Source organism: Komagataeibacter nataicola (assembly GCF_003207795.1).
Taxonomy (GTDB): domain Bacteria; phylum Pseudomonadota; class Alphaproteobacteria; order Acetobacterales; family Acetobacteraceae; genus Komagataeibacter; species Komagataeibacter nataicola.
Map to the genome: position 1 here is coordinate 23,265 of NZ_NIRT01000015.1, position 25,764 is coordinate 49,028.

Genomic DNA, 25,764 nt, shown 5'->3' on the forward strand with positions numbered 1-25,764 from the left:
CAGAATTGCAGGACGTGTGCTTGAGCAGGGTTAAAAGTGATGGTGAACATGATAGCCCTGCACAGGGTAGAAGATGCCTGTGACATCCCCATCGTATCCTTAGCTCTCATGCCCGAGCCGGTGGCCAGGTCGAAACCCATGGGACCGGGCCTGCCATGCGATCAGGAAGCCGACCGCGACAAGCCCCATCACCGCCCAGGGGAACGATGCCGGCCCCCATGTGTCGAGCAGCACGCCGCCCAGAAGGCCCCCACCGGCTATGGCGCTGTTCCACGCCACCACATTCATCGACAGCGCGACATCCGCGCCATCGCCGGCCGCATCGGCGAGCGCGGTCTGGAGCAATGTTGCGGCGCCACCGAATGTCAGCCCCCATATCGTGACACCGATCATAATCACCGCAGGCGACGCTGATCCGATGGCGAAAGCCGCTGCCACGACTGCGAATATGGCCAGACTGAGCAGGACGGACAGGCGCAGGGCATGGTCGACCATGCGGCTGGTCAGCCAGATGCCAACCAGGGCGGCGACCCCGAACAGCAGCAGGATACGATCCGCCTGCCCCGCCAGTCCGGCTGGTGTCACGAACGGCACGATGTAGGTATAGAGCACATTGTGCGCGAGCATCCACGCCATCACCACGCCCAGAACCGACCGCACGCCGGGCGTGTACAAAACATGACGGAACGGCAAACGCTCGTCATGCGCGGCACCCGGAAAATCAGGAACCTTCGCCAGCACCCATGCGATCAGCAGTATGGTCAGGCCCGACATGATCCAGAAGGCCAGACGCCAGCCGACGGCAGCGCCCAGCCATGTCCCGGCGGGCACCCCCAGCGACAGTGCAATCGGCGTGCCGACCATGGCAATCGCCAGGGCACGGCCCTGCTGGGCGCGCGTCACCATCCGGCGTGCGTAACCAGCCAGCAACGCCCAGGCGAGACCCGCCGCCGCACCCGCTCCGTACCGGGCCACGAGGGTCGCGCCATAATGCGCCGAAAACGCAGTGATGGAATTGAACACCACGAAGCCGATGATCGCCAGCAGCAGGACCCTTCTGCGCCGCCATCGCTGCGTGGCGAGTGTCAGCGGGATCGCCGCACTCAGTGAGCCTATGGCATAAGCCGTCACCATCTGCCCTGCCAGCGCAGGGGAAATATGCAGACCCGCGCCGATCTGAGGCAACAGACCGGCGGGCAGGGTTTCGGTCATGATGCAGATGAAGCCGGTCATGGCCAGCGCGAGCAGGCCTGCGACAGGCAGGCGCTCATCGGGTTTTGTCGTGGGTACTGTGATGGTCGGGGTCATGGGTCGCTCATATGTGGATCGGACGATACACATATAGAGACATAGCAGCCTTGGCAATTACTTCTGGATCACTTAATATGGAAGTCTTTCGGAAGGAACGATGACATGGCGCGGACTGGACGTCCTCGTGAGTTTGACCGCGACAGGGCGATTGACGCCGCCACAGCGCTCTTCTGGGCGCAGGGCTATGAACCGACCTCCCTGACCCAGCTCAAGTCCTGCATGGGTAATATCTCGCCTGCGAGCTTCTATGCCGCGTTCGGCTCGAAGGAAGCCCTGTTCCGCGAAGTTGTGCAACGATACCTGGAGACCTACGGACAGGTTATGGCGCCCTTATGGGACGAGAGCCTGTCCCCGCGTGAGGCCATTGAACAGACGTTGCGCGGTTCGGCGCGCATGCAGGCCGCCCGCACACATCCGGCCGGGTGTCTGGTCGTCTGTGGCGCCAGTAACTGCTCACCTGAAAACGAACCCGTCCAGGCGCTCCTCGCGGCGGAACGACAGCGCACGCGCACCGGCATCAGAGCCTGCGTGGAACGCGCCATCGCTAATGGCGAATTGAAAGCGTCCCCGGCGACAGATGTCCTGCCCGACATTTTCGCGACTTTTTTCCACGGCATGACATGCGAAGCCCGGGACGGGGTAACCTCCGACACTCTGGATGCGGCCGTCACGTCGTTGCTGACGTTATGGGATATCAACGCGGTGAAACGGGGAACAGCAAAGCGGTCCAAAAAACGCTGACGGGTTGACGGTGGCGAGACGATCCGGACCCGGCACAAAATTCCATATCGGTCGATCCACAAATCCTTGACCCTGCTTCGTGTCTCTATTATGGATCGGTCGATATGGAAATGGTATCTTCGGAACCTGACGCCATGCCTCTTCAGGGAAGCTGATCATGAGCACATCAAAAATCGCCCTCGTCACGGGCGCCAATCGTGGCATCGGCTACAGTATTGCGAAGCATCTGACAGCCTCCGGCATCAGCGTGATCGGCACTTATCACGCCAACGAAGATGAGGCGAAGGCTGCCGAAACCGCCCTCAGTCAGGAGGGCGCAAAGCTGCGCATGCTGCAACTGGACATCGCGAACCATGCGTCGTTCACGGATTTTGCTCAGCAGGTCAAAGCCCTTCTCGCAAGCGAGTTCGGGCAGGGGGGATTGAATTATGTTGTTCAGAACGCCGGCAACATCATCCACACGCGCTTCGACGCCGCAACGTCCGAACAGCTCGACAATCAGTACAACATCCACTTCAAGGGCCCCTACCTGCTGACGGTAGCGCTCCTTCCGCTGATCCGTGATGGTGGCCGCATTCTCAACATCACCTCTGCCGCGACGCGCTTCTACCTGCCGGATCATGGGCCCTACGCAGCCATGAAAGCCGCGACCGAAGTCATCTCGCTCTATATGGCAAAAGAACTGGGCGCGCGGGGCATTACCGTCAATGCCATAGCCCCCGGGGCGGTCGCATCAGACTTTGGCGGCGGTCTGGTCCGTGATGATGCCACGGTCAACAAAAACCTCGCGGAGATTACGCCGCTGGGGCGCGTCGGCCAACCCGACGACATCGGGGCCGCGGTCCGTGCCCTCCTGTCTGACGACATGCACTGGGTGAATGGCCAGCGCATTGAGGTGACGGGAGGCCAGTCGCTTTGATCCCACACAGAAAAAAGCCAGGGGACTCCACATGATTCACGTTATGGCCAGCAGCGTCATCAATGCACCCGTTTCGTCCGTCTGGGGGCTGATCCGCGATTTTGGCGCTCTTGGTCGCTGGTTGCCGGGTGTGAAAAGCTGCGTGATCGAAGGCGATGATCCCGGCGACCGTGTTGGCGCGATCCGTCGTGTTGAAATGGGCGATGTCGGCGTCATCCGTGAACAGCTTCTGGCGCTGTCCGATGTGGATCATGCGGTGACCTTCTCGATCATTGAATCGGCTTTACCGATCCGGAACTACCGGTCGACCATCACGCTTTTGCCCGTAACGGATGGCGATCGCACATTTATCCGCTGGCGCGGTCAGTTCGAAGCGGCTGCCGAACACGCAGCCAGCATGGAGGCCAGAATGCCGACACATATCTACCAGCCAGCGTTCGACAGGCTGGCGGAAATTCTGGCGCAGGGAGAAACACGAGCATGAGCAGCTTTAATGGCAAATCCGTCCTCGTGCTTGGCGGTAGCCGCGGGATTGGGGCCGCCATTGTCCGCCGCTTCGCAACGGATGGCGCGAAAGTCGTTTTCACGTATCTGTCCTCCCCTGAGGATGCTCAGGCCCTGGCGGCCGAGACCGGAAGCAGGGCCATGCGCGCCGACAGTGGCGACCGGGACTCCCTCATCGCGCTGATCGCCTCGCTTGGTCCTCTCGACGTGCTGGTCGTCAACTCCGGAATTCTTGGCGCGGGTGATCCACTGGACATGCCGCCGGACGCCATCGACCGGCTTTTCCGCATCAATACCCTCGCGCCCTATCACGCGGCAGTTGCTGCCGCACGGACCATGCCCGACGGCGGCCGCATCATCTTCATCGGCTCAGCCAATGCCGACCGTATGCCGATGACTGGCCTTGCAGCCTACAGCGCCAGCAAGGCCGCACTGAAAGGCATGGTCAAAGGACTGGCGCGCGATTTCGGGACGCGCGGCATCACCGTCAACGTTGTCCAGCCCGGCCCCACCGATACCGACATGAACCCTGCCGATGGACCGCTGAAAGACGTTATGCACGACTTCATGGCGATCAAACGCCATGCCACGGGCGCGGAGATCGCAGGGCTGGTCGCGTATCTTGCCGGGCCAGAGGCAGGCATCATCACCGGTGCTGCATACAACATTGATGGTGGCTTCGCGGCCTGATGGAATGACTGATCCCCAATCACCCGTTGGAAAAAAGGAACGAAGGCCATGACCAGTTTATCCGCTAACGCCACCGACGCCGGCACCTTCAGCATCGGCGGCGACCTTGCCGTTCATCGTCTTGGCTTCGGCGCGATGCGCATCACCGGTCCGGGCATATGGGGACCGCCCGCCGACCACGACGAGGCCATCCGCACGCTGAGGCGCCTTCCCGAAATCGGCGTCAACTTCATCGACACTGCCGATTCCTACGGCCCCGATGTTTCGGAATGGCTGATTAAAGAGGCGCTGCACCCATACCCCAAGGGACTGGTGATCGCCACGAAGGGTGGTCTGACCCGTTCGGGGCCGGATATCTGGAAGCCGGTTGGACGGCCGGAATACCTGCTCCAGCAGGTACACAAGAGCCTGCGCAATCTCGGCGTCGAACAGATCGATCTGTGGCAATTGCACCGGATCGATCCCAAGGTTCCGGCGGACGAGCAGTTTGACGCGATCAGGTCCTTCATCGACCAGAAACTGATCCGGCATGCAGGACTGAGCGAAGTCTCCGTCGAAGACATCAAGGCCGCCTCGAAGTTCTTTGACGTGGCAACCGTCCAGAACCGCTATAATCTCGTTGACCGCACCAGCGAGGACGTACTCGACTACTGCACGGCGCAGAACATCGGGTTCATCCCCTGGTTTCCGCTTGCCGCTGGCGACCTCGCGAAGCCAGGCTCAATCCTGGATACCATGGCAGGGAAATACGGTGCGCACCCGAGCCAGATCGCCTTGGCATGGATCCTGAAACGCAGTCCGGTGATGCTGCCAATCCCTGGCACCTCGAAGGTCGCGCATCTGGAGCAGAATGTCGCCGCTGCCAGCATAACGCTATCTGACGAAGATTTCGCAGCACTGGATTCAGAAGGACGCAAGGCGTTTCAGTCAACGCTGTAGGGGAGGGCTCCCGGGCAGTCACAGCCCCGGTGCCGAAAGGTCAGGGGAAATGTCCGGACGACGCCTGATATTTTCGCGTTCGATGCCAATAAGGCTGCTCCAATGAAAATTTACGACTGGCCCACAGGGCCCTATCCAGCCCGTGTCCGGATTGCTCTGGCAGAAAAGAATCTCCTGTCCGACGTCGAATTCGTGCCGATCAACTTGTGGAAGGGCGAACACAAGACACCTGGTTTTCTGACCAAAAATTATTCCGGAACATTGCCAGTTCTTGAACTGGACGGTGGACTCTTTCTCGCCGAATGTACGGCGATCACGGTCTATCTTGATGCGCTTGCCGGGGAACCGACACTGACTGGTCGAACCCCGCTTGAAAAAGGCGTGATCCAGATGATGACAAAACGCGCCGAGATTGAGATGCTGGACGCCATCAGCGTCTATTTTCATCATGCCACACCGGGTCTTGGTCCCGATGTGGAAGTCTACCAGAACCGGGAATGGGGCCTGCGCCAGCGCGATAAGGCTCTGTGCGGGATGCATTACTTTGATGCAGAGTTGCGGAAACAGCCCTTTATAGCCGGTGAGGCTTTCTCGATGGCGGATATTGCAGTCATCGGCGGTTTTATATTCGCCAAAGCCGTAGAATTACCGATCCCACAGGAATGCGAGGCGCTTTTAGCCTGGTTCGCGCGGATGCAGGAGCGTCCGAGTGTCCGGGCGCAACTGGCAATTGTTCCGCCAAAGCATTGACGCGCAAAGTAATCCCGAACGGACGGATAGCCTGCGTCTTCACCGGGATACCCGGATCTTTCCAGAAGGGAGCTGAAAGCAGACATTCATGGCGGGCTGTATCATTTCTGATAAGTGCGCTGGATCAGCACCGTAACCACAGTAAGCAGGCCAGCACTACCAACCAGCAACGTCAGGAGTGCTGTGTCAACGCCGAGCTGATCGATCAGCAGACCTGCAATCCACGGTAGGATACCGCCAAGCAGATAGCCGCCCGTCTGGGTTAACCCAGACAGCCGTGTCGCCTCTGATCTGTCATGTGCGAAATCCAGAGGCTGGAGGAGCGCTATTGGAAACAGGCCTCCCGTCGCAATCCCGATCATCAAAGGCGCCAGCCATGGCAGCGGCTTTGCAAGCAGCAGGCAGAGCGTACCCAAAATGGCGAGGCCGGAAAAAGCCAGAGCTGCCTTGATGGTTGTAAGTTTCAGGGCGCGCATGATGACGTTCATGCCAAAGCTGACGCCCGTCTGGAACAGCATCATGATGGCGACAAGAAGCCCTGCCGTATGGTCAGAATAGCCCAGGGTACCATACAGGGACGGCAGCCACGCAATTGCTGCGTAATTGATCCCGGCCTGAAGACCGAAGAACAGCGTCAGTCCCAGAATGCCGCTCCGGCTGATCGTGAGAGAAGGCTGTGCCGCGGAACGCGCAGACGCAGCAATATCCTCACGCCATAGTATCCAGCAGAACCCGGCGAGTGCCGTGGGAAGCGCCCAGAAAGCCAGACCCAGCGGCCAGCTCCCGGTGGCGTCACTGATGCGGGGCGTTGCGAAAGCGGCCACGGCTGAGCCTACTCCCATGCTGGCGGCATAGACGCTCATGGCCTCAGGCGCGCGGGAGGCAAACTCACCCTTGATGAAACCCGACAGCAGTGGCCGGATGATCGCGTCGCCTACGCCTACCCCTACCCCTACCCCGACAGCCGTGAAAAGCAGCACTCCATAGCTGCCGCCATCGAGGCGAAGGAGCAGGACGATGGTCAGAAGCGCCAATGCCATTATCATGGAGCGTTTCAGGCCAAGTCGCCGTTCCAGCATATGCCCGAGCGGGGAGAGGCCGCCCATGCACAGGACTGGAAGCGTGGTCAGCAGGCCCAGTTCGGCGTTGGTGATGGCAAGAGTTCGTTTGATCTGGTCGAGGATGGGAGAGAGGGAAGCAATTCCGGTGCGTAGGCAGATACCGGCACCGAAGATCATCAGCCAGGGCAGAAGCGTTTTCGCGGAACGTGTCATGCCCCCTGCTATACAGGCTGGATTTTTACCCCGCGCTCGACAGGATGCCATAAACTGTCGAAAATATGCCAGATGAAGCAATCCCGATCCCTGCAGGCCAGCAGTCTTGCTGATCGCACACCGCCCACAGAGCTACGTCCAGTGCGCGTGCATGCGGAGCATCATGTGGAAGCTGCGGATGTCGAACCTCATTGTCACGCTGATCTTGGACAGCTTCTGGCGACCACGCATGGCGTGATCCGCGTCACGACCGAAGATAACCAGTGGCTGGTACCGCCCGGACGGGCACTCCTGGTGCCACCGGGTGTTGTGCATGCCGTTCACAGCCCCAAGGAAAGCAGGCTGCGTGCCGTGCTGATTGCGCCGGAGATGTGCCGGGATTTTCTGCCAGCCTGTCGTATCATCGCCCTTACAACGCTGTTGCAGGAACTGATTGATGCGGTTGCCAGATGCCCGTCAGATTATCCCGTTCCTTCACCGGCGTCGCGCATGGTGGCGGTGCTGCTGGACCAGATCGCATCGGCACGTTCCGAACCTCTGGGTGTGCCGCGTCCTTCGGATGCACGGCTGCGGCGTGTCACTGATGCGCTGATGGTCTCTCCGGCGGATGGCCGGTCACTGTTCGAATGGCAGGATGTGGCTGGGGCCAGCAGTCGGACGCTGGCCCGGTTGTTTGAAGCTGAGGTTGGCATGAGCTTCAGTCACTATCGCCGGCAGGTGCAGATGCAGGCCGCCGTTGGCATGCTCGCATCCGGCCTGCCAGTTGGAGAGGTCGCGCATGCTCTTGGTTATTCCACGGCATCCGCGTTTGCGTTTGCATTCCGCAAGACACTCGGCAGTCCGCCCAGTCGATTTCGTGATCAGGTTGAATGGTCTGATTGCCGGACTGTTTAAGAACAAAAGATTTCGTTCTTCGTCGAGGACATTTGGCCGCGAGGCGATAAGTCCGACCGGCTGCTCTCGCCTCATAGCAGTCACTTCAAGGCCTATGATATCGTTCCAAAAGCAGACCTCAAATCTCAATGCTTCATCCTATCCTGGAACATTTCAGTGCTCTGCTACACTTTCAAAACGCAGGATACCGGCCAGTCGCGCCGGTTTTCCTGTGTCGTTCGGATGGTTGATCCCGTCCGTTACCGGCACTTCCGAAAAATCAAAAGGACTGACCGCGTCAAGACAGGCCACGTTTACGGCATGTCTTGACGGGTCGGACCGACGCTGATGATGCGTGTGGATGCCACAGCGGGAACAGAAGAAATGTTGGGCTGTTCCCGTATTGAACCGGTAGCTCGTCAGGATGTCCCCACCCTGGAGAATTTTTATCCCATACAGCGCTACCGCGGCAACGACCGATCCCCGCATGCGGCAATAAGAGCAGTTGCAGCGACGGACGGATTGAAGGCCGTCGCTGAGCGTCACTTCAAAGCGTACCGCACCACAGTGGTAGCCGCCTGTCCGACTGTTCGTACTACCTGTCATGATCTCTTCCTCCTGAGCACAAATAGTCCACGTCTCCGGCATCGGTTGTCGTCTGCTCTGGGCGGCCTCACGCGGCCTTCATGGAAGAACCCATTCGAAGTACCATTGGTACGATAAGCAGGGCTGTCGCAAGTTAACCTGTGGTCCGACCGACATGATCGGCGAGAAGGCCATAGGCAATCGGCACCAGTCCGCCTGCGCCGATCACGCCGGTATAGAATACGGCAAAGGCCCGGCCCATATCTCCGTCAGGCGCCAACTCAGGCACCGTTCCGTATAGGAGAGAGGATGTCCCGTTCAGGACAATCCCGAGCAGGGGAAGTAACACCAGTGTCCCCGAAAGTATGATTATTTTTATCGTGAAATGCGATATGATATAATCGTATGTTCGTTTCTGAATTGAGAGGGAAACGCGCATGGCGGGAGTGGAGATGCTCTCATGCAGAACGTAACAATTACGACATCCCAGCTCGACATCGCTTGCCGGATCTCGGGGCCAGAAGACGGTCCTCCTGTTATCCTGCTTCATGGGTGGCCGGACGATGCGCTGACATGGAACCGGCTCCTGCCGGATCTGCACGACGCCGGTTTTCGGACTTATGTGCCCTGGTTGCGCGGCTGCGGCGCAACGCGCTTTCGGGAAGTAGGCATTCCCCGAAACGGGCAGCTTGTGGCTCTCGCTCATGATATGCTTGAAATGATGGACGTTCTGGGGCTTTCCCGTTTCAGCGTCATCGGACATGACTGGGGCGCACGAGCTGCTTATATTGCTTCCGTTCTGGCGCCAGAACGGATAGCGGGATGTGTGGCCCTGTCCGTAGGATGGGGAACAAATGATGCTGGACAGGCCATGTCTTACCAGCAGATGCAGAATTACTGGTATCACTGGCTCATGGCGCTTGATCGCGGTGCCGAACTCATCCGGAACGACCGCCAGAAATTCATGCGGTATATCTGGTCGATCTGGAACCCGGGATGGCAAATCCCGGAAGACGAATTTGCAGCGACGGCCCTGGCATTCGAAAATCCCGACTGGGCAGATATCACACTACATTCCTATCGCGTGCGCTGGGGACTGGCACCGCGTTCACCAACATTCGAATACCTTGAGAAACGTGTTGTTGCCGCCCCGATCATCCATGTGCCCTCACTCGTAATCCATGGAGGTGATGATCCATGCAACGACCCGGAAACATCAGCAGGTAAGGACCATCTGTTCAGGGGGTATTTCAGGCGGCATGTTCTGTCCGGGACCGGTCATTTCCCTCAACGCCAGAGCGCGGATGCTGTGACAGAGCTTGCCGTTCCTTTTCTCCTGCAGAGCCGTTGATGAATTAGATCGGCAATGAGTGATGAGGTCATCGACAAGATGGACATAGTGCGCGGAACTACGCTGCCCCCGAAGATTGAGGTGGCCAACCGTGTCCGGAATGAGCACCGCATAGTCCTGCCTGTTCCATGCCTCGCGCGTTCGCACGACGAAATTGTCGGCATGCCGGATGCGCTCGTCCTGTCCGAGGCGGATGTCACCTGTTCCGCCAGGGCACATGATGATGGTTGCCCGTGTCCGGTCCGGAGAACTGAAGATGGCCTGGACAGACCCGCCCGCCCGGAGAGGTATAGTCATGACACGTTCATCGATACCCGGATCTACGATATTGGCAGTGGTCCCTGGGGCAGGGCGATCGCTGGCATAAGCCACTACTGACAGGAGTGCGCAGCAGATAGCCAGCGCGACTATTGTGCAGTGCCTGTATTCCGACATGGTCCGGCCTTCCTGCCACCTTGTATAGCACCTCCATCTTCCCGCGGGAATACATTCCCGCTCGAGCCTGGTAGGCTCCCCTACGCCGAATATCCAGTCTTACCAGTATCGTGATTGCGTTGATTGTATGGCACATGGTCAAATGGAATTTCATCGAATGTATGGAAATTCTATCCCATGTCTGCATACCCTTATCTGGCCCACTGGAAAGAAGAGATCAGCCGCAGTCCGAATGCGATTTACATGACGCTGGCTGATGCCCTGGCACTTTCCATCCGCAAGGGCGATCTGCGGGAAGGGGACAGGCTGCCACCACAGCGAACAATCGCGGAGCATCTTGGCACCAATCTGACGACCGTAACCCGGGCGTTTACCGAGGCACGGCGGCGTGGCCTGATTGATGCGACGGTCGGCCGGGGTACCTTTGTCCGTGTTGGCGCAGGGGAAAGCCACTGGCGCCATACCGGTCCCGCCGTGGTTGACCTGACCATGAACCTGCCGCCCATCCCGCAGGACCCGCCCCTTCAACGCATTATCCAGAGCGATATTACGGCCATCCTGAAGCAGCAGGATCTGAACAGCCTGATGTCCTATCGGGTAACGGGCGGCACACAGGAAGAACGCCAGCTGGGCGCGAAATGGATCGCGCCCGTCATCGGGCAGCGGCGCACGGATGAAATTCTTGTCTCACCCGGCGCGCAGAGCGCGCTTGCGGCAATTGTCAGCACGCATACGCAGCCCGGCGATGTCATTGTCACCGACCGTATCGCCTATCCCGGCATCCGGACCATAGCGGCGCAGTTCGACCTTATTCTGGTCGGTGTAGATAGCGACATGGAAGGGATGATGCCGGACCAGCTCGACCGGGTCTGCGCCGAACATCATCCCCGGCTGCTCTACTGCATCCCGACCATCCACAATCCCACCACGGCGACGATGTCCCTGCAACGACGCAAGGACATCCTGAAGGTCGCCCAGCGCCATCATCTGCATATTGCGGAAGATGATCCTTACAGCCTGCTGATGGACAATCCGTTACCGGCGCTGGCAGCCCTTGACCATAGCCGTGTCAGCTACGTGGCCACCCTCGCCAAGACGCTCAGTCCCGGCCTGCGCATGGCTTATGTTGCCCTGCCCAATGCGGATATGACCCGGCGGGTTACGGCGGCCATCCGGGCCATAGCCCTGACCAATGCCGGCCTGCTGAGTGCGTTGACGGCACGATGGATGCAGACGGAGCAGGCCCATACAATCCTGCATGCCATCCGCAAGGAACTGCGCCTGCGCCAGTCCATTGCCCGCAAGGTGCTGGGGGACGGGCACTGTATGCATCCCGACGGACCGCATGTCTGGCTGAAACTGCCGGACTGGTGGGGCAGTGCGGATTTTGTGGCCTATGCCCGCAGGCGGGGCCTGGCGCTGGTGCCCAGTACCGTTTTTACCATCAGTGGCGAGCCCCCGCAGCGGGCGCGGATCGCATTGGGCAGCGCACCGGATGCCGCGAGCCTTGAGGAATCCCTGCATGGAGTGCTGTCTGTCCTGCAGCACAAACGCTCCCCCGGTTTTGCCGATATTGTGTGACCGGATGGTAGAACCCGGAATCGACGAAATCTTCTGATTTCATGAGATGGAAGGCGGATATTCCGGAAAACAAAAAGGCACTTTATTCACGAATGCGTGATTGTAAAATCGCGTTAAAACAGGCACTTACGGTAACTTCTTACGATTGTATGGTTTCTGTATATTTTTTGTATGCCTCTGTCTTGGCGTGAGGGCTGTGTCTGATTTTATTTGATCTGTTTGTACGTCTGTAAGAAGGCATACAATATTTTGGCTCTCCGCCATCCCGTGCCACGTTCGCTTCGGCAACGTGGTCAGTCCCGGCTTCCCGCCGGAGACCGCAGCACACGGGAGACATACCATGCCGAAAGTCGAATACGCTCCGCATAAAGATGGCGATTGCTTCGTCAATTATGAAAACAAGGTTTTCGAGGACATCAAAGCCAAGCCCGGCGAAAAAGCCCTTATCACTTTTCATACCGTTGCCAATGAAGGTTCGGTCGGGTTTGTAAACCTTCTGCAGGCCACCCGTCTGATCCGCAAGGGTTTCGAGACGTCGGTGCTGCTGTACGGTCCGGGTGTGACCCTTGGTGTGCAGCGCGGTTTTCCCCGTCTGGGTGACGAGGCCTTTCCGGGGCACATGAACTGCAATAAGCAGATCGCGAAAATCCTTGAAGAAGGCGGCAAAGTCTATGCCTGCCGCTTCGCGCTTCAGGCCCTTTATGGCTACGGCGAGCAGAACCTGATCCCCGGCATCACGCCGATCAATCCGCAGGACGTGCTCGACATCATCCTGCTGGCCCGCCGCGATAACGCTTTCATCCTGAACACCTGGACTCTCTGAAGGCCGAAGGGAGGACCGCACGCCATGCCCCGTATCGTTCGCGCCGCAGCCATCCAGATCAGCCCCGTCCTTGGTGATGATGGTCTGGGGACTGCCCGGAAAGTCTGCCAGGCCATCCGCGATGCCGCCGAAAAAGGCGTTGCGCTGGCGGTCTTTCCCGAAACCTTCGTGCCCTATTATCCCTATTTCTCATTTATCCAGCCTGCTTTCCGCTTCGGCGGCGAGCATCTGGCGCTCTACGAACGCGCTGTCGTCATCCCCGGCCCGGTAACCGACATGGTGGCTGAAGCCGCCCGCGACACTGGCATGGTCGTGGTGCTGGGCGTGAACGAGCGGGATTTCGGTACGCTTTACAACACGCAGATCATCTTCGACGCCACAGGTGAAATCCTGCTCAAGCGCCGCAAGATCACGCCCACTTACCATGAGCGCATGGTCTGGGGGCAGGGGGATGGTTCGGGGCTGAAAGTGGTGGAAAGTGCGGCCGGGCGCATCGGGGCGCTGGCGTGCTGGGAGCATTACAACCCGCTCGCCCGCTACGCGCTGATGACCCAGCACGAGGAAATCCACTGCGCGCAGTTCCCCGGTTCGCTGGTGGGCCAGATCTTCGCCGACCAGATGGAAGTCACCATCCGCCACCACGCGCTGGAATCAGGCTGCTTTGTGGTGAACGCCACGGGTTGGCTGACGGAAGAGCAGATCAAGGAAATAGCCGACGACCCTGCATTGGAAGGGCCGTTGCGAGGCGGATGCTTCACCGCGATCGTCTCACCTGAAGGCAAGCTGCTGGGCACGCCGCTGACGGAAGGCGAGGGGATGGTGATTGCCGATCTCGACTTCGGCCTAATCACCAAGCGCAAGCGGATGATGGATTCCGTGGGGCACTACGCACGGCCCGAACTGCTCAGCCTGCTGCAGGACCGGCGGCCTGCCCTTACCGTTCATTACGCTGGTGAAGCCGACCCGGTTTCCACATGTACAGATGAGGTTGCGCCATGACCGTTCCAACACTCGGTACGCTTTCCGGCCGCAGACTTGTCACCGATCTGCAATCCTTCGGGCTTCAGATCGGCGAGCAGACCGGGGGTATCGCCCGCAAAGGCGGCGCCGGTCCTTCGGATCACAAGACAATCATCATCGCGGGTCAGACCGTCATGGTTCCGGTTTATACGTCCGGTGCGCGGCGGTCTCCGTTTCAGGCCAGTCCGCCTGACCAGAGTGGGACAAGCACTCTGCTGCGTGATGGTCAGATACTGGCCACGATCCATTTTTCGGCTACCCCGCGCTTTTATGGCCTGAGCACGGCGGACGGTATTCCTTACTGGAAGATTGCCCTGCTGCATGGCCGCGACACGCTGGCGACCACGGTGCACCAGACCTGCATCCGCTATGCCGACCGGCGCACGTCGTGCCAGTTCTGCGCCATTGGCCAGTCGCTCGAAGCCGACCGCACCATTGCCTACAAGACGCCCGCGCAACTGGCCGAAGTTGCAAAAGCCGCCGTGGAGCTGGACGGCGTGCGCGACATGGTGCTGACAACCGGCACGCCCAATGTGATTGATCGGGGTGCTGCCGTACTGGCGGAATCAGCCCGTGCCATCAAGGCGGCGGTGGATCTGCCGCTTCAGGTGCAGTGCGAGCCGCCGCGCGATCACGGCTGGTTCCAGCGCCTGCGCGGGGCGGGTGCCGACAGTCTGGGCATGCACCTCGAAGCCGCAACACAGGCCGTGCGCGAGAAGATCATGCCCGGTAAGGCCACGGTCAGCGTCGATCGCTATATGGACGCTTTTGCCAGCGCCGTGCCGGTCTTCGGGCGTGGGCAGGTCAATACCTACATTCTCGCAGGTCTTGGCGACAGTGCCGAAGACATTCTGGCTCTGGCCGAACGCCTGATTGCGCTCGGGGTCTATCCCTTCGTGGTGCCGTTTGTGCCCATTTCCGGCACCCCGCTGGAAAATCACGCGCCACCTTCAGCCGAGTTCATGAAATCCGTGCTGGCGCCACTGGGCCGGATGCTGCGCGAGGCAAACATGAAATCCACCGATATCCGGGCCGGGTGTGGCCGGTGTGGCGCCTGTTCCTCGCTCTCGGCGTACGAACAATGAGCACGATCCTCGAAGGCATGGAAGACCGGCCGTTCATCCCCACGGAATATGTTGTGCGTCTTGCCCGCACGCCATGGGAAAGGGCTGGCTATCACGCGCTGCGCCGCGAAGTGTTCTGCACCGAACAGCAGGTGTTTGCAGACGACGATCGGGATGCAACTGACGCAGTTGCCATTTCCATCATCGCGGCGTGCTGCATGGCGGGCATGCCGGACCGGGTGGTAGGAGCAGTGCGCATCCATGAAGCCGAGCCCGGTGTGTGGCGCGGTTCCCGTCTGGCCGTGCATGAAGGTCACCGCAAACTGGGCCGGATCGGGGCGGAACTCATCCGCATGGCGGTCAGCACGGCGCACGGATTTGGGGCCACGCAGTTTCTGGCGCAGGTGCAGGAGCAGAACGTGCTGTTTTTCCGCCGCCTGCACTGGAAAAGCCTTGGCACCATAACCCTGCACGGCCTGCCACATCACGACATGCAGGCCAACCTTGCGCGCTATCCGGCACACGGTCAGGATCAGACTTGGCTGCTACGTCCGCAGCCGCGCAACCGGCAGGTGGCGTGATGGCACATCAACTTGCCACACTGCTGCGCACGCTCCGCCATGGTCGCGCCCTTGCGGGCAAACAGGATATTGCTGAAGCTGCAGCGATCCTGAAACCGGCAGATCCCGACGCCATCCGTCTTGGCGATGACTGTGCCGCGCTTCCGGACGGTGACGGCTATCTCCTGCTGGCCAGCGAGGGATTTCAGGACAGCTTTGTCCGCTCAATGCCGTGGTTTGCCGGGTATTGCGGCGTGATGGTCAATGTCAGCGATATCGCGGCCATGGGAGGCCGTCCCGTGGCCGTGGTGGATGCGTTGTGGAGCGATACGTCCGAGACGGCCGCGTCCATTCTGAACGGTCTGCATGATGGAGCACGCACCTATGACGTGCCGGTTGTCGGCGGTCATACCAACTTGCGCAGCACCCATAACTCGCTGTCGGTGGCGATCCTTGGCCGTGCCCGTCATCTGCTGAGCAGCTTCGATGCTCGTCCGGGCGAGGTTCTGATCGCCGCCATCGACCTGCGTGGCCGCTGGCACGATCCGCACCCGTTCTGGGATGCAAGCTCCGCCCTGTGCGGCACCGACGGAGCGGCACGTCTGCGGGGGGATCTCGAACTTCTTCCGTGCATAGCCGAAGATGGGCTGAGCCGTGCCGCCAAGGACATCAGCATGGCCGGACTGCTGGGCACCGCCCTTATGCTGGCTGAATGTTCAGGCGTCGGCATGACGATCACGCTTGATGACATTCCGCGCCCCGATGCCGCGCCTATGGAGCGCTGGCTCTCCGCATTCCCCAGCTATGGCTACCTGCTCACGGCGCGCTCCGAAGATGCCGAAGCGATCATGGCCCGGTTTCGTGGACGTGACATTGCGGCTTCTGTCATCGGTCAGTGTGACAGCACGCAGCGGCTGGATGTCACATGGGGGGACGAGAAGGAAACCTTCTGGGATCTCGTCCGGACGCCACTCATGGGGTTTGTGCCATGAGTCTGTCCATTGGCATCCTGACCCATTCGACCAATCCGCGCGGCGGTGTGGTGCACGGCATGGCGCTGGCGGAAGCCCTGTGTGACGCGCGCCATGACGCAACGCTCATCGCGCCGGACGTAACAGGAGCCGGTTTCTTCCGCACGCCCCGCTGCGCCACATACTGTATTCCGGCTGTGCCGGAGAGCGATCTGCCAACGCTGGTGGAGCGCCGCATTGGTGAAATCAGGGACGCACTGCATGAGCAGCATTTTGACGTGCTGCATGCGCAGGACCCCATCAGCGCCAATGCGCTGGCCGATCTGGTGGAAAAGGGGCGGATACCGGGCTTTGCCCGCACGGTCCACCATCTCGACCGTTTCTCCCACCCCATCCTTGCCGCGCGACAGGAGCGGGGCTTCATGGCGGCGACCGAACTCTTTACCGTCAGTACCCTGTGGGAAGGCATCCTGCGTAACGAACATAGTCGCAAGGCCTCCGTCGTCGGCAACGGGGTCGATCCCATGCGCTTTTCGCCCGCACCAACCACGCACGATGCCTCGCTGCGGGCACGGTATCGTCTGCCGGCTGGCCGTCACCTGATCCTGTCCGTGGGCGGGATCGAGCGGCGCAAGAACATGCTGCAATTGCTGGAGGCATTTCTGGCCCTTCGCCGCGAACAGCCTGATGTGCATCTGGTTGTGGCGGGCGGGGCCTCGCTGCTGGATCATTCTGCCTACCGGACGCTGTTCGCGGCACGTCTGCACGAAAGCGGTGCAGCGGATCACGTGACCATAACCGGACCGGTTGCGGATGAAGACATGCCTTCATTCTACCGGCAGGCGGATGTGCTGGCCTATCCGTCCATAACAGAAGGGTTCGGCCTGTGCCCGCTGGAGGCGCTGGCCTGCGGCACCCCTGCCATTGTGCCAGAAATCGCGCCCTTTACCGGGCACCTCTCGCAAGCGGATGCACTGTGGTGTGACCTGGCGCGCCCCGAAACCCTGTTGGTGGCCTTGCGTGACGCGCTGAGCATCAAAAGTCGTGACCATTTTCTGGTCAGCGGTCCCGCAACCGCCCGTCGTTTCGACTGGCGCAACGTCGCTGGCCGGCACATCCCCGCATACCGGCGTCTCGCGGCGCTGCAGCACGCTGGCGTCCCTGCTTCAGGAGTTTCGTCACCATGCCTGAAATGACCTTTCGCGTGCGCTGGCCCGATGGGAAGGAGACCGACTGTTACTCCCCATCGCTGGTCATAAGAGACCATTTCACGCCCGGTCAGGACTATCCGGTCCGAGAGTTTCTTGAAAAGGCGGATACGGCCCTGACAGAAGCCAGCGAGCGGGTTCGCGCCCGCTACGGCTTCCCATGCAGCCGCGCCCTTGGCCAACTGCACGCCATTCGACAGGTCAGTACGCCCTTCCTCAATCGACCCGATGCGCAGGTGCGTGTCCTGTCTTTCAGTTATTGAGACGAAAAGAATGACCATGCCACAGAACGAAAAAAGCATCCCCGTCATCATCGTGGGTGGCGGACAGGCCGGGCTCTCGATGAGCTGGTATCTCTGCCGCGAGAAGGTGGAGCACATTGTCTTTGAGGCAAAGACGGCCTGCCATTCGTGGGATGACGAACGCTGGGACAATTTTTGCCTGGTCACGCCAAACTGGCAGTGCGCACTCCCAGGGCATCCCTACAAAGGGAGCGATCCTCACGGCTTCATGGTGAAGCAGGAAATTATCGACTACGTCAAAGGCTTTGTTGAGTCCTTCAATCCGCCGCTGCGTGAACACACGGCCGTTACCTCCATCACGCGCCATGAAGGTGGGGGCTACCGCGTGATAGCAGATGGTGAGGCGTGGCACGCAAAACATGTTGTCATCGCGTCAGGTGCCTATCAGGACGCGGTCATCCCCGGCTATGCCAGCGCGATCGACCCCGCCATCCATCAGGTCCACTCGCAGGATTACCGCAATGCGGCCCAGTTGTCGGAAGGGGCCGTTCTGGTCGTGGGCAGCGGGCAGTCCGGCGCGCAGATTGTCGAGGACCTGTTCCTTGAAAAACGCAAGGTTCATCTGTGTGTCGGTTCCGCCCCGCGTGTCTCGCGCTTCTATCGTGGCCGCGACGTTGTGGACTGGCTTGCGGACATGCACTTCTATGACCTGACGGTAGATAATCACCCCTTGCGTGACGGCGCACGCGACAAGACCAATCATTATGTCACGGGCCGGAATGGTGGCCATGATCTTGACCTGCGCCTCTTTGCCAGGGAGGGCGTGGGCCTGCATGGCACGCTTGAGACCATCCGTGACGAAATCGCACACTTCGCGCCGGATCTTGCGGAAAACCTTGATGATGCGGACAGGACCAATGCCGATATCAAGCAGTCCATTGACGCCTATATCGCCCGCGAAGGGATCACGGCCCCAACCGAAGCCCCTTATGCACCTGTGTGGGATCCCGATGGCAGCAACACCCCGCTGGACCTGAAAGCCGCAGGCATCACCTCGATCGTCTGGTGCATTGGCTTCCGTCCGAATTATCGCTGGATCGACGTTCCGGTCTTCAACGGGGCCAACAAGCCGGTCTGGCATCGCGGCGTAACCGACGCGCCGGGATTCTACTTCCTCGGCCTGCCGTGGCTGCACACATGGGGATCAGGACGGTTCTCCGGTGTCTCGCGTGACGCCGCGTGGCTGGCCAGCCAGATCATCGGCAAAGACGTGCCCGTAGCCTGAACGGAGTAAAATACTATGCTTCCATGGACGACATACGAGGCGATGTATGATGCGGCGCTGAATCGGCCAGAGCAGTTCTGGCTGGCTGCAGCACAGCGCGTGACATGGAAGCAGCCGCCAGTGACCGCATGCAGGACACGGGCGGATGGCTGGCATGACTGGTTTCCTGACGCCACGCTCAACACCTGCTACAATGCTGTGGACCGGCATGTTGAAAATGGTCGCGGCGCGCAGGCAGCATTGATCTGGCATTCCTGCGCCACCAGGGAACGACAGGTGGTCACCTACCGGGAACTGCAGGGCAGGGTGACGGGGTTTTCCGGTGGTCTACGCTCGCTCGGCGTGGAAAAAGGTGACCGTGTCCTGATCGTAATGCCCACCATGATCGAAACAGCCATCGCCATGCTGGCCTGTGCGCGGATCGGGGCGGTGCATGTGGTGGTTTTTGCCGGTTATGCGGGGCCGGAACTGGCGCGCCGGATTGATGATGTGGCCCCCAAAGTCATCATCACCGCCAGTTGCAGCTTTCAGGGGCAGACAGCAATCCCATCTGCACCTGCCCTCAATGAGGCGCTGGCTGAGGCCGCGCATAGACCACAGGCCTGCGTGATCGTGCAGCGCAAAGCCTGTCCGGCCTCACTTCTGCCGGTGCGGGATCATGATTTCCACATGCTGGAACACTTCGCTCCAGCAGAGCCGGTCACGCTGCGTTCCGAAGATCCTCTCTATATTCTTCACACATCTGGCACGACGGGTCATGCGAAGGGTATTGTGCGCGACAACGGTGGTCATGCCGTAGCGCTCGCGCTGTCCATGGAACTGATCTATGGCTGCAAACCCGGAGATACCTTCTTCACCACATCGGATCTCGGCTGGGTCGTCGGCCATTCCTATGGCGTCTATGCGCCGCTGATCAGCGGTTGCACCAGCGTAATCGTGGAAGGGGGCGCATCTGCTTCCGCCGTTCACGCTCTCTGTCATGAGCACGAGGTGAAATGCCTGTTCACGACGCCAACACAGATGCGACTCATGCGACAGGAAAGCCGCCATCTGTCGGGAGCGATACTGCCTGCGCTGGCCCGTATCTTCGTTGCCGGGGAATATGCGGATCCAACCTTGCTGGACTGGGCGCGGTCTTATTTTCGCAAACCCGTGGTCAATCACTGGTGGCAGACCGAAACCGGGTGGAGCATCACCGCCCATTTCTTTGGCCTGCCCGAGCGCGAGCCGGTCGCGCTCATGAATGACATCGGGCGGCCTGCGCCGGGATTCCGTCCGGCCATAGTGCCGTCCATGCCGGGGGAACGGTGCGGCGAGATTGTTCTCTCCCTGCCGTTGCCCCCTGGCTGTCTGGCGGGTGTCTGGAAGGACAGGACGATCCGTGCTCCTGCAGCGTATCTTGATGAAACACGCAGGTATTATCGTACCTTCGACGAAGGCATGATCGAGGCCAACCGCGCCGTTCATATGCTCGGGCGTTCTGACGACGTCATCAAGGTCGCAGGCCGGCGGATTTCGGGCGTACAGATCGAAAAGATCATTGCTTCTCACCCTGCCGTTCATGCCTGCGCCGTGGTTGCAACCCCGGATGAACTGCGGGGGCAGCGACCTGTCGCCTACGTGGTTCCTGATCCCGAGGTGGAATGCGCACCTTCTGCCGAGGAAATCGTAGCACGGGTCAATGAAGTCCTCGGGCGCTGGATTGGTCTGAAAGAAGTCCACTTCGTCAGTCACCTGCCGACCACCGTATCTGGTAAGATTACACGCAAACGTCTGCTGGTATCCTGATGGTAGCAGTACGGCATGCCATTTGTGGAACGGCCCGTTCAGATGGCCTGACCACCGGAGACTTCGATCCGCTGCGCGTTCACCCAGCGATTGTCTTCGGACAGCAGGGAGGCGATCATCGGACCGATGTCATCAGGAAGGCCGGGACGTCCGAGTGCGGTTACTTCTGCAATATGCCGGGCAATGTCCGGATTGTCCCGCACCATACCTCCCGAGAAATCCGTCTGGATCGCACCCGGCGCCACTGTGTTGACGGCAATGCGACGGGCCCCAAGTTCCTTGGCCATGTAGTGCGTCATGACTTCTACCGCGCCCTTCATGGCGGCGTAGGCAATCCGGCCGGGATAAGCAAAGCGCGTCAGACCGGATGAGATGTTCACGATCCGGCCACCATCCGCGACCAGTGGCAGCAGCGTCTGCGTCAGGAAAAACGGACCTTTGGCGTGCACGCGATAGGCGGCATCAAAATCCTCTTCCGTTACCTCGCCAAACAGCCCGCTATGGGACGTACCGGCCATGTTGACCAGATAATTGAAGCGCTCCGCACCCCATTCGCGCAGCACGCGCCGGATTTCGTCGGCGAAGGCAGGAAAGGCGTGCGTGTCGCCGGTGTCGAGTTGCAGGGCCACTGCGCGACCTGGCCGCGACAGTGGAAGCCGGACTGGTGGCGCGCGGCCGCCAGAAGGGGATCGGCCTCTATCCGGTATCGCCGCTTTATGATCCCGCACGGCCGGAAGACGCCCCGGCCTGTGTGGGGCTGGTCATGGGATATGCAGCGCTGGATGTCCACCAGATCAGGCTGGGTGTCGGGATGTTGGCCGAGGTAGTCCGGGGCATGGCGGCGTAGTGCCGTCAACGATGCGTCATCAGTGGACTTACCCGATATCGGAATCCGAGAGTTACTTTCTTTCGATGAGATCAGGCACGTCCTTTTTGAACCCGGTCACCACTTCGAGGATTCGCGCAAGCGCGGCCGGGTCGGATGCACCCTGGCCATCGCGACGCGGCGTATACGGAGCTTCCAGTCGCCTTGCTTCATCGTCGGTGAGGGTGATCGAGAGCGCCGCGATTGCATCGTCAATGTGTTTCGACTTGAGCGCTCCGACGATGGGTGCCGCAACGACGGGCTGGCGGTGCAGCCAGGCAAGCGAGATCTGTGCCGGGCTGACGCCGCGTTCGGTTGCGATGGCGTTCACCGCATCGATGATCTGACGGTCGGCGCCAGCGGTGGCCTCATTCTGCCCAGCGCCTGCGGGCTCGGTTTCGCTTCGTTTGGTGATCGTTCCCCAGGGACGCGCCAGACGGCCGCGCGCCAGTGGGCTGTAAACGACGGTCTGCACACCCTCATCGGCGCAAAGCGGTATCATCTCGCGCTCTTCCTCGCGGGCGAGCAGATTATAATTGTCCTGCATTGAGATGAAGCGCGTCCAGCCGTTCGTCTTCTGGAGATGCAGCGCTTTGGCAAATTCCCATGCCATCATCGAGGACGCGCCGAGATAGCGCACCTTGCCAGCCTTCACGAGATCGTGGAGCGCTTCCAGCGTCTCCTCCCACGGGGTGGTCTGATCGCGGCGGTGAATCTGGTAGAGGTCGATGTAATCGGTGCCAAGCCGCCGCAGGCTGTGGTCCACCTCGGTCATGATCGTCTTGCGCGACAGGCCGAACGCATTGGGACCATTGTGCATGGGCGCGCACAGCTTGGTGGCGATCACCACGCTGTCCCGGCTCACGAAATCCCCGAACGCCCTGCCGACGATCTCCTCGCTGTTTCCGTTCGAGTAGAGATTCGCGGTGTCGAAGAAGTTGATGCCAGCTTCGAGCGCGTGACGGATCAGCGAGCGACTGGCTTCTTCATCAAGCGACCAGCGGGGATGGCCGAGAGCGGGGTTTCCGAAGCCCATGCAACCGATGCAGACGGGCGACACTTCAAGGCCGGAGTGGCCGAGCTTCACATATTGCATAGGGTGTCCTTGCAGGGTATTTAAACGGAAAGTTCTCCGCTTAGTTATTAACGGAGAACTCTCCGTTTGGTCAAGGGATGTGATGGCTGATCCTCACGTAAGACTGCGCGCAGACGCGCAAGCAAACCGCGAGCGCATTCTTGACATCGCGCGCGATGCGTTCGCCGCTGATCCGGCAGTGTCTCTCAATGCCATAGCAAAGGCGGCCGGGGTCGGCGCGGGCACGCTCTACCGCCACTTTCCAAGCCGGGAGGCATTATTGGTGGGGGTATACCGGAAGGAAATTGACGCGCTGGTGGGTCTGGCCCCAGACCTGCTCGCCCGACATGCGCCGCTGCACGCTTTGCGACTATGGTGCGATCGCTTTGTCCGGTTTGGCGAGGTGAAGCATGGCGTTGCCGATACGCTCAGTTCGGCAATCTCCGAAGATGATTTGCGGGAAACCTATCGGCCCATGGTCGGCGCAGTCCGCCAGTTATTGGAAGCATGCGAAGAACGGGGGGAAATACATTCAGGCGTTCATCCTGAAGATGTTTTGACGCTACTGGCGTTACTACTCCGAATTTCACCCACTTCGGACGGCAAAGCGCAGGTAAGGCGGATCCTGGCACTTCTCTTTCGCGGCCTCGGTGTTGATTCCCTGTCGCCACCATAGAACTGCCGTCCGCTCCGGCGCAGCGCCGCTGGCACAAAACCGTTACAAGTCCAAGATTTAGACGATTGCGCTAGTTTCATAGATGTTATTTTATAGATAATCTTTTGGTTCGTAGATATTTCTTTTTTAAAGGAGATTATCAATGACCGTAGAAGGAAAAGTTGTCGCGATTACAGGCGCAAGCAGCGGAATTGGCGAAGCGACCGCGAAACTGCTTGCGGAGCGTGGCGCATTCGTTGTGCTGGGAGCTCGTAATGAAGACGCGCTTCAAGGCATTGTGGACAAGATTATCGAGGCAGGTGGGAAAGCCGCTTTCAAAAAAACAGATGTGCGTCATCGTCGCGACGTTGAAGAGTTTGTTGCGTTCGCAGTCGAGAAGGCGGGAGGGCTCGACGTGATCGTCAACAATGCTGGAATTGGTCCGATATCCCGTTTCGATGCGTTACGTGTCGATGATTGGGATGCCATGATTGACGTGAATTTTCGTGGCACGCTTTACGGGATTGCTGCGGCCCTTCCGGTATTTGAACGCCAAGGAAAAGGGCATGTGGTCAATATCATTTCAACAGCCGGCATTCAGATCTTGCCCACAATGGGTGTCTATGCTGCGACTAAAAATGCAGTCCGTACTGCAACCGAAGTGTTAAGACAGGAAGCGGGACCACACCTTCGCGTAACCGAAGTGTCACCAGGTATCATAGCCACTAATTTCGGTGACACGATCACTGATCAGGCGACAAAGAGAAAGATTGAGGAGCGGTTGGGAGGAATCGCGATTTCTCCCGATGCCATTGCACGTGGTGTCCTTTATGCGCTTGAACAGCCCCCTGAAGTAGATGTTGGCAGTATTGTCATTCGTCCAACGGCTCAGAGCTAACGCTGTTCAAAATATTGTTTGTTTTTACTAGCTGTCAGGTTGTGAGACGTCATTGGCATAATCGAGGATTTCGTCGACCGGCTTCATGATGTCACGACTAGCCGGTTTGATATGATCAGGATTACGGAACGCGGAATGGTTTTCAAGCCATGAGGAGATACACTTGGCAGGGGATATGCCGCCCAGAACACGCTGCGGGCGATGATTGTAAGCGAAACAGAAGCCTCTGAGTAGAATTTCCAGATCCTTATGGCTTGAGACACAGACCGGCAACACCTCTGTCGCGACACGGCCATTGAAGCGTTCGACCATTCCATTGGTCTGAGGGGAGTAAGCTTTGGTCCGGCGTCGGTCGATTCCCATATCATGACAGGCTTTTTCGAAGGCATCCGCCGTAAAGCATGAGCCACGATCGGTCAGAATATGGGTGATTCGGAAAGGAAAGGCGGTTTTGACAGCTTTGAGGAAATCGACGGAATGATCGGTATTCTCCGCGTCATAGACGGCCAGATGGACCGAACGGGAGCATCTATCAATGGCGACATAGAGAAAACGTTTCCGCCGTTCTCCATCTGCTGTCTGCGATTTTGGCAGATGTTTCACATCGATATGGACATAACCGGGATCGTAATCCCGGAATGTTCCCTGTCCCCGAACTGGTCCGGTCTTTGGAGCAGGAGGCAGCCTGTTCAATCCAGCATCTTTCAGAATACGCCAAATGTTGTCCCGATTCATATGTGGCAGGAAATGCCGCATGACAAAGGTCAGGTCATCCAGGCCAAAACCGGTAGAACGCCGAAGCTGACAAACAATGGCGCGCTCTTCCTCCGAGGCTTTCCAGGCCAGTTTCCAGGGACGGCTGCTGCGGTCCTGGCAGGCGTCTGAGCCACGCCTGCGCCACTTGCGGACAGTTTCATCGCTGATCCCGTAGCGTCTGGCGAGCACGGATGTCGGTTCTGACGAACGCGCTATGGCAGCCCGGACGGCCGGTGTCGTGCGTGCCTGTGGATGGATCTGAAGCATCATTCGCTCTCCCTGCAAACGGAAGAAAACCATAGAACGTAACGCGGTATTGCCCACGCTACATCATCCCAATGACGTCTCACAACCTGACAGCTAGGCCATCGGCGATAGAGCGTCTGTCTGCCAACCCCTGCTTTTTTAGCAATCATCTGGATGCCGACAGCAGAACAACCGTGTTGCAGAACGCGTTTGTGGGGCGCCGCCAACACGATCGGTCTAACTTTATGATTGCGAGGGCGGCCCGGAGAGCGAGCAAAGTTCGTTATTTTCGACATTGCTGCACTCTGGTCTCGTATTTGTATGCATCAAATCATGAAATGTGCATGCAGAAGCG

General features: G+C 59.4%; 29 protein-coding genes. 21 read left to right on the top strand and 8 right to left on the bottom strand.

What is annotated here, in order from left to right:
* Positions 1-99: 99 nt before the first annotated feature.
* Positions 100-1,308, bottom strand: coding sequence for an MFS transporter (locus tag CDI09_RS09805; protein WP_110571285.1), 1,209 nt, complete (start codon positions 1,306-1,308; stop codon positions 100-102).
* 105 nt (positions 1,309-1,413) lie between these two features.
* Between CDI09_RS09805 and CDI09_RS09810 the strand changes: the two genes are divergently transcribed.
* The 6 genes from CDI09_RS09810 (at position 1,414) to CDI09_RS09835 (ending at position 5,854) form a co-directional block, all read left to right on the top strand.
* The gene (locus CDI09_RS09810; protein WP_110571286.1) at positions 1,414-2,052 is read left to right on the top strand and encodes a TetR/AcrR family transcriptional regulator; all 639 of its coding nucleotides are present in this window, start codon (positions 1,414-1,416) and stop codon (positions 2,050-2,052) included.
* Between the two features lie 157 nt (positions 2,053-2,209).
* Positions 2,210-2,971: an SDR family NAD(P)-dependent oxidoreductase gene (locus tag CDI09_RS09815; RefSeq protein WP_110571287.1), complete on the top strand. Its 762-nt coding sequence runs from the start codon at positions 2,210-2,212 to the stop codon at positions 2,969-2,971.
* Between the two features lie 31 nt (positions 2,972-3,002).
* The gene (locus CDI09_RS09820; protein ID WP_039733290.1) at positions 3,003-3,455 is read left to right on the top strand and encodes an SRPBCC family protein; all 453 of its coding nucleotides are present in this window, start codon (positions 3,003-3,005) and stop codon (positions 3,453-3,455) included.
* Complete coding sequence (gene bdcA, locus CDI09_RS09825; RefSeq protein ID WP_110571288.1) at positions 3,452-4,165, top strand: SDR family oxidoreductase; 714 nt, start codon at positions 3,452-3,454, stop codon at positions 4,163-4,165. Before CDI09_RS09820 ends, bdcA begins: the two co-directional genes overlap by 4 nt.
* Before the next feature lie 48 nt (positions 4,166-4,213).
* The gene (locus CDI09_RS09830) at positions 4,214-5,104 is read left to right on the top strand and encodes an aldo/keto reductase (RefSeq protein ID WP_110571289.1); all 891 of its coding nucleotides are present in this window, start codon (positions 4,214-4,216) and stop codon (positions 5,102-5,104) included.
* Between the two features lie 102 nt (positions 5,105-5,206).
* Positions 5,207-5,854, top strand: coding sequence for a glutathione S-transferase (locus CDI09_RS09835; RefSeq protein WP_110571290.1), 648 nt, complete (start codon positions 5,207-5,209; stop codon positions 5,852-5,854).
* Positions 5,855-5,955: 101 nt separating this feature from the next.
* On the opposite strand, the gene CDI09_RS09840 is transcribed toward CDI09_RS09835, so the two are convergent.
* On the bottom strand, positions 5,956-7,128 hold the full coding sequence (locus CDI09_RS09840) for an MFS transporter (protein ID WP_110571291.1): 1,173 nt from the start codon (positions 7,126-7,128) through the stop codon (positions 5,956-5,958).
* Positions 7,129-7,293: 165 nt separating this feature from the next.
* Here CDI09_RS09840 and CDI09_RS09845 point away from each other — a divergent pair, with 165 nt between their 5' ends.
* On the top strand, positions 7,294-8,022 hold the full coding sequence (locus CDI09_RS09845) for an AraC family transcriptional regulator (protein ID WP_110571292.1): 729 nt from the start codon (positions 7,294-7,296) through the stop codon (positions 8,020-8,022).
* A gap of 153 nt (positions 8,023-8,175) precedes the next feature.
* On the opposite strand, the gene CDI09_RS09850 is transcribed toward CDI09_RS09845, so the two are convergent.
* Entirely contained in the window at positions 8,176-8,607 is a 432-nt protein-coding gene (locus tag CDI09_RS09850; protein ID WP_110571309.1) for a GFA family protein, read from the bottom strand.
* Between the two features lie 133 nt (positions 8,608-8,740).
* Entirely contained in the window at positions 8,741-8,866 is a 126-nt protein-coding gene (locus CDI09_RS18835) for a hypothetical protein (protein ID WP_265001120.1), read from the bottom strand.
* A gap of 180 nt (positions 8,867-9,046) precedes the next feature.
* On the opposite strand from CDI09_RS18835, the gene CDI09_RS09860 reads away from it, so the two are divergent.
* The 11 genes from CDI09_RS09860 to CDI09_RS09915 all read left to right on the top strand — a co-directional run bounded on the left by CDI09_RS09860 (position 9,047) and on the right by CDI09_RS09915 (position 20,914).
* Positions 9,047-9,937: an alpha/beta fold hydrolase gene (locus CDI09_RS09860; protein WP_110571293.1), complete on the top strand. Its 891-nt coding sequence runs from the start codon at positions 9,047-9,049 to the stop codon at positions 9,935-9,937.
* 612 nt (positions 9,938-10,549) lie between these two features.
* The gene (locus CDI09_RS09870; RefSeq protein WP_110571294.1) at positions 10,550-11,953 is read left to right on the top strand and encodes an aminotransferase-like domain-containing protein; all 1,404 of its coding nucleotides are present in this window, start codon (positions 10,550-10,552) and stop codon (positions 11,951-11,953) included.
* A 340-nt stretch (positions 11,954-12,293) separates the two neighbouring features.
* Positions 12,294-12,776 carry an MSMEG_0572/Sll0783 family nitrogen starvation response protein gene (locus tag CDI09_RS09875; protein ID WP_110571295.1) on the top strand — a complete coding sequence of 161 codons (483 nt, stop codon included), beginning with the start codon at positions 12,294-12,296 and terminating at the stop codon, positions 12,774-12,776.
* Between the two features lie 24 nt (positions 12,777-12,800).
* The gene (locus CDI09_RS09880; RefSeq protein WP_110571296.1) at positions 12,801-13,775 is read left to right on the top strand and encodes a Nit6803 family nitrilase; all 975 of its coding nucleotides are present in this window, start codon (positions 12,801-12,803) and stop codon (positions 13,773-13,775) included.
* A complete protein-coding gene (locus CDI09_RS09885; RefSeq protein WP_110571297.1) occupies positions 13,772-14,881 on the top strand; it encodes an MSMEG_0568 family radical SAM protein in 1,110 nt (369 codons plus the stop codon). The genes CDI09_RS09880 and CDI09_RS09885 overlap by 4 nt, the downstream gene beginning before the upstream one ends.
* A complete protein-coding gene (locus CDI09_RS09890) occupies positions 14,878-15,441 on the top strand; it encodes an MSMEG_0567/Sll0786 family nitrogen starvation N-acetyltransferase (RefSeq protein WP_110571298.1) in 564 nt (187 codons plus the stop codon). Before CDI09_RS09885 ends, CDI09_RS09890 begins: the two co-directional genes overlap by 4 nt.
* On the top strand, positions 15,438-16,412 hold the full coding sequence (locus CDI09_RS09895; RefSeq protein ID WP_211308938.1) for a sll0787 family AIR synthase-like protein: 975 nt from the start codon (positions 15,438-15,440) through the stop codon (positions 16,410-16,412). The genes CDI09_RS09890 and CDI09_RS09895 overlap by 4 nt, the downstream gene beginning before the upstream one ends.
* Entirely contained in the window at positions 16,409-17,587 is a 1,179-nt protein-coding gene (locus CDI09_RS09900) for an MSMEG_0565 family glycosyltransferase (RefSeq protein ID WP_110571300.1), read from the top strand. The genes CDI09_RS09895 and CDI09_RS09900 overlap by 4 nt, the downstream gene beginning before the upstream one ends.
* A complete protein-coding gene (locus CDI09_RS09905) occupies positions 17,575-17,862 on the top strand; it encodes an MSMEG_0570 family nitrogen starvation response protein (RefSeq protein ID WP_110571311.1) in 288 nt (95 codons plus the stop codon). Before CDI09_RS09900 ends, CDI09_RS09905 begins: the two co-directional genes overlap by 13 nt.
* Before the next feature lie 16 nt (positions 17,863-17,878).
* Positions 17,879-19,126 (top strand): MSMEG_0569 family flavin-dependent oxidoreductase, encoded by a 1,248-nt coding sequence (locus tag CDI09_RS09910; RefSeq protein ID WP_110571310.1) that lies wholly within the window; start codon positions 17,879-17,881, stop codon positions 19,124-19,126.
* Positions 19,127-19,141: 15 nt separating this feature from the next.
* A complete protein-coding gene (locus CDI09_RS09915; RefSeq protein WP_110571301.1) occupies positions 19,142-20,914 on the top strand; it encodes an AMP-binding protein in 1,773 nt (590 codons plus the stop codon).
* 38 nt (positions 20,915-20,952) lie between these two features.
* Here the strand turns inward: CDI09_RS09915 and CDI09_RS09920 are convergent, their stop codons facing one another.
* On the bottom strand, positions 20,953-21,564 hold the full coding sequence (locus CDI09_RS09920) for an SDR family NAD(P)-dependent oxidoreductase (protein ID WP_211308939.1): 612 nt from the start codon (positions 21,562-21,564) through the stop codon (positions 20,953-20,955).
* On the opposite strand from CDI09_RS09920, the gene CDI09_RS18165 reads away from it, so the two are divergent.
* Complete coding sequence (locus CDI09_RS18165) at positions 21,564-21,761, top strand: hypothetical protein (protein WP_170120491.1); 198 nt, start codon at positions 21,564-21,566, stop codon at positions 21,759-21,761. The two genes, CDI09_RS09920 and CDI09_RS18165, sit on opposite strands and share 1 nt — an antisense overlap.
* A gap of 52 nt (positions 21,762-21,813) precedes the next feature.
* Here CDI09_RS18165 and CDI09_RS09925 read toward each other — a convergent pair whose 3' ends face one another.
* The gene (locus CDI09_RS09925; RefSeq protein WP_110571302.1) at positions 21,814-22,875 is read right to left on the bottom strand and encodes an aldo/keto reductase; all 1,062 of its coding nucleotides are present in this window, start codon (positions 22,873-22,875) and stop codon (positions 21,814-21,816) included.
* Positions 22,876-22,957: 82 nt separating this feature from the next.
* Here CDI09_RS09925 and CDI09_RS09930 point away from each other — a divergent pair, with 82 nt between their 5' ends.
* Entirely contained in the window at positions 22,958-23,530 is a 573-nt protein-coding gene (locus tag CDI09_RS09930; protein WP_170120493.1) for a TetR/AcrR family transcriptional regulator, read from the top strand.
* A 142-nt stretch (positions 23,531-23,672) separates the two neighbouring features.
* Positions 23,673-24,407: an SDR family oxidoreductase gene (locus CDI09_RS09935; RefSeq protein ID WP_110571303.1), complete on the top strand. Its 735-nt coding sequence runs from the start codon at positions 23,673-23,675 to the stop codon at positions 24,405-24,407.
* Positions 24,408-24,434: 27 nt separating this feature from the next.
* On the opposite strand, the gene CDI09_RS09940 is transcribed toward CDI09_RS09935, so the two are convergent.
* Together CDI09_RS09940 and CDI09_RS18970 are read right to left on the bottom strand one after the other, a co-directional pair.
* Complete coding sequence (locus CDI09_RS09940) at positions 24,435-25,430, bottom strand: IS481 family transposase (protein ID WP_110571313.1); 996 nt, start codon at positions 25,428-25,430, stop codon at positions 24,435-24,437.
* Complete coding sequence (locus CDI09_RS18970; protein WP_110571304.1) at positions 25,430-25,705, bottom strand: TetR/AcrR family transcriptional regulator; 276 nt, start codon at positions 25,703-25,705, stop codon at positions 25,430-25,432. Before CDI09_RS18970 ends, CDI09_RS09940 begins: the two co-directional genes overlap by 1 nt.
* Positions 25,706-25,764: the final 59 nt, after the last annotated feature.

Bases quoted from the DNA above. Each gene is read 5' to 3' on its own strand.
- CDI09_RS09875 (WP_110571295.1), top strand. From the start codon at position 12,294: ATGCCGAAAGTCGAATACGCTCCGCATAAAGATGGCGATTGCTTCGTC.
- CDI09_RS09870 (WP_110571294.1), top strand. From the start codon at position 10,550: ATGTCTGCATACCCTTATCTGGCCCACTGGAAAGAAGAGATCAGCCGC.
- CDI09_RS09925 (WP_110571302.1), bottom strand. From the start codon at position 22,875: ATGCAATATGTGAAGCTCGGCCACTCCGGCCTTGAAGTGTCGCCCGTC.
- CDI09_RS09880 (WP_110571296.1), top strand. From the start codon at position 12,801: ATGCCCCGTATCGTTCGCGCCGCAGCCATCCAGATCAGCCCCGTCCTT.
- CDI09_RS09815 (WP_110571287.1), top strand. From the start codon at position 2,210: ATGAGCACATCAAAAATCGCCCTCGTCACGGGCGCCAATCGTGGCATC.
- CDI09_RS09850 (WP_110571309.1), bottom strand. From the start codon at position 8,607: ATGACAGGTAGTACGAACAGTCGGACAGGCGGCTACCACTGTGGTGCG.
- CDI09_RS09860 (WP_110571293.1), top strand. From the start codon at position 9,047: ATGCAGAACGTAACAATTACGACATCCCAGCTCGACATCGCTTGCCGG.
- CDI09_RS09915 (WP_110571301.1), top strand. From the start codon at position 19,142: ATGCTTCCATGGACGACATACGAGGCGATGTATGATGCGGCGCTGAAT.
- CDI09_RS09900 (WP_110571300.1), top strand. From the start codon at position 16,409: ATGAGTCTGTCCATTGGCATCCTGACCCATTCGACCAATCCGCGCGGC.
- CDI09_RS18970 (WP_110571304.1), bottom strand. From the start codon at position 25,705: ATGTCGAAAATAACGAACTTTGCTCGCTCTCCGGGCCGCCCTCGCAAT.
- CDI09_RS09890 (WP_110571298.1), top strand. From the start codon at position 14,878: ATGAGCACGATCCTCGAAGGCATGGAAGACCGGCCGTTCATCCCCACG.
- CDI09_RS09820 (WP_039733290.1), top strand. From the start codon at position 3,003: ATGATTCACGTTATGGCCAGCAGCGTCATCAATGCACCCGTTTCGTCC.
- CDI09_RS09940 (WP_110571313.1), bottom strand. From the start codon at position 25,430: ATGCTTCAGATCCATCCACAGGCACGCACGACACCGGCCGTCCGGGCT.
- CDI09_RS09885 (WP_110571297.1), top strand. From the start codon at position 13,772: ATGACCGTTCCAACACTCGGTACGCTTTCCGGCCGCAGACTTGTCACC.
- bdcA (WP_110571288.1), top strand. From the start codon at position 3,452: ATGAGCAGCTTTAATGGCAAATCCGTCCTCGTGCTTGGCGGTAGCCGC.
- CDI09_RS09830 (WP_110571289.1), top strand. From the start codon at position 4,214: ATGACCAGTTTATCCGCTAACGCCACCGACGCCGGCACCTTCAGCATC.
- CDI09_RS09835 (WP_110571290.1), top strand. From the start codon at position 5,207: ATGAAAATTTACGACTGGCCCACAGGGCCCTATCCAGCCCGTGTCCGG.
- CDI09_RS09930 (WP_170120493.1), top strand. From the start codon at position 22,958: ATGGCTGATCCTCACGTAAGACTGCGCGCAGACGCGCAAGCAAACCGC.
- CDI09_RS09810 (WP_110571286.1), top strand. From the start codon at position 1,414: ATGGCGCGGACTGGACGTCCTCGTGAGTTTGACCGCGACAGGGCGATT.
- CDI09_RS09840 (WP_110571291.1), bottom strand. From the start codon at position 7,128: ATGACACGTTCCGCGAAAACGCTTCTGCCCTGGCTGATGATCTTCGGT.
- CDI09_RS09910 (WP_110571310.1), top strand. From the start codon at position 17,879: ATGCCACAGAACGAAAAAAGCATCCCCGTCATCATCGTGGGTGGCGGA.
- CDI09_RS09935 (WP_110571303.1), top strand. From the start codon at position 23,673: ATGACCGTAGAAGGAAAAGTTGTCGCGATTACAGGCGCAAGCAGCGGA.
- CDI09_RS09805 (WP_110571285.1), bottom strand. From the start codon at position 1,308: ATGACCCCGACCATCACAGTACCCACGACAAAACCCGATGAGCGCCTG.
- CDI09_RS09905 (WP_110571311.1), top strand. From the start codon at position 17,575: ATGCCTGAAATGACCTTTCGCGTGCGCTGGCCCGATGGGAAGGAGACC.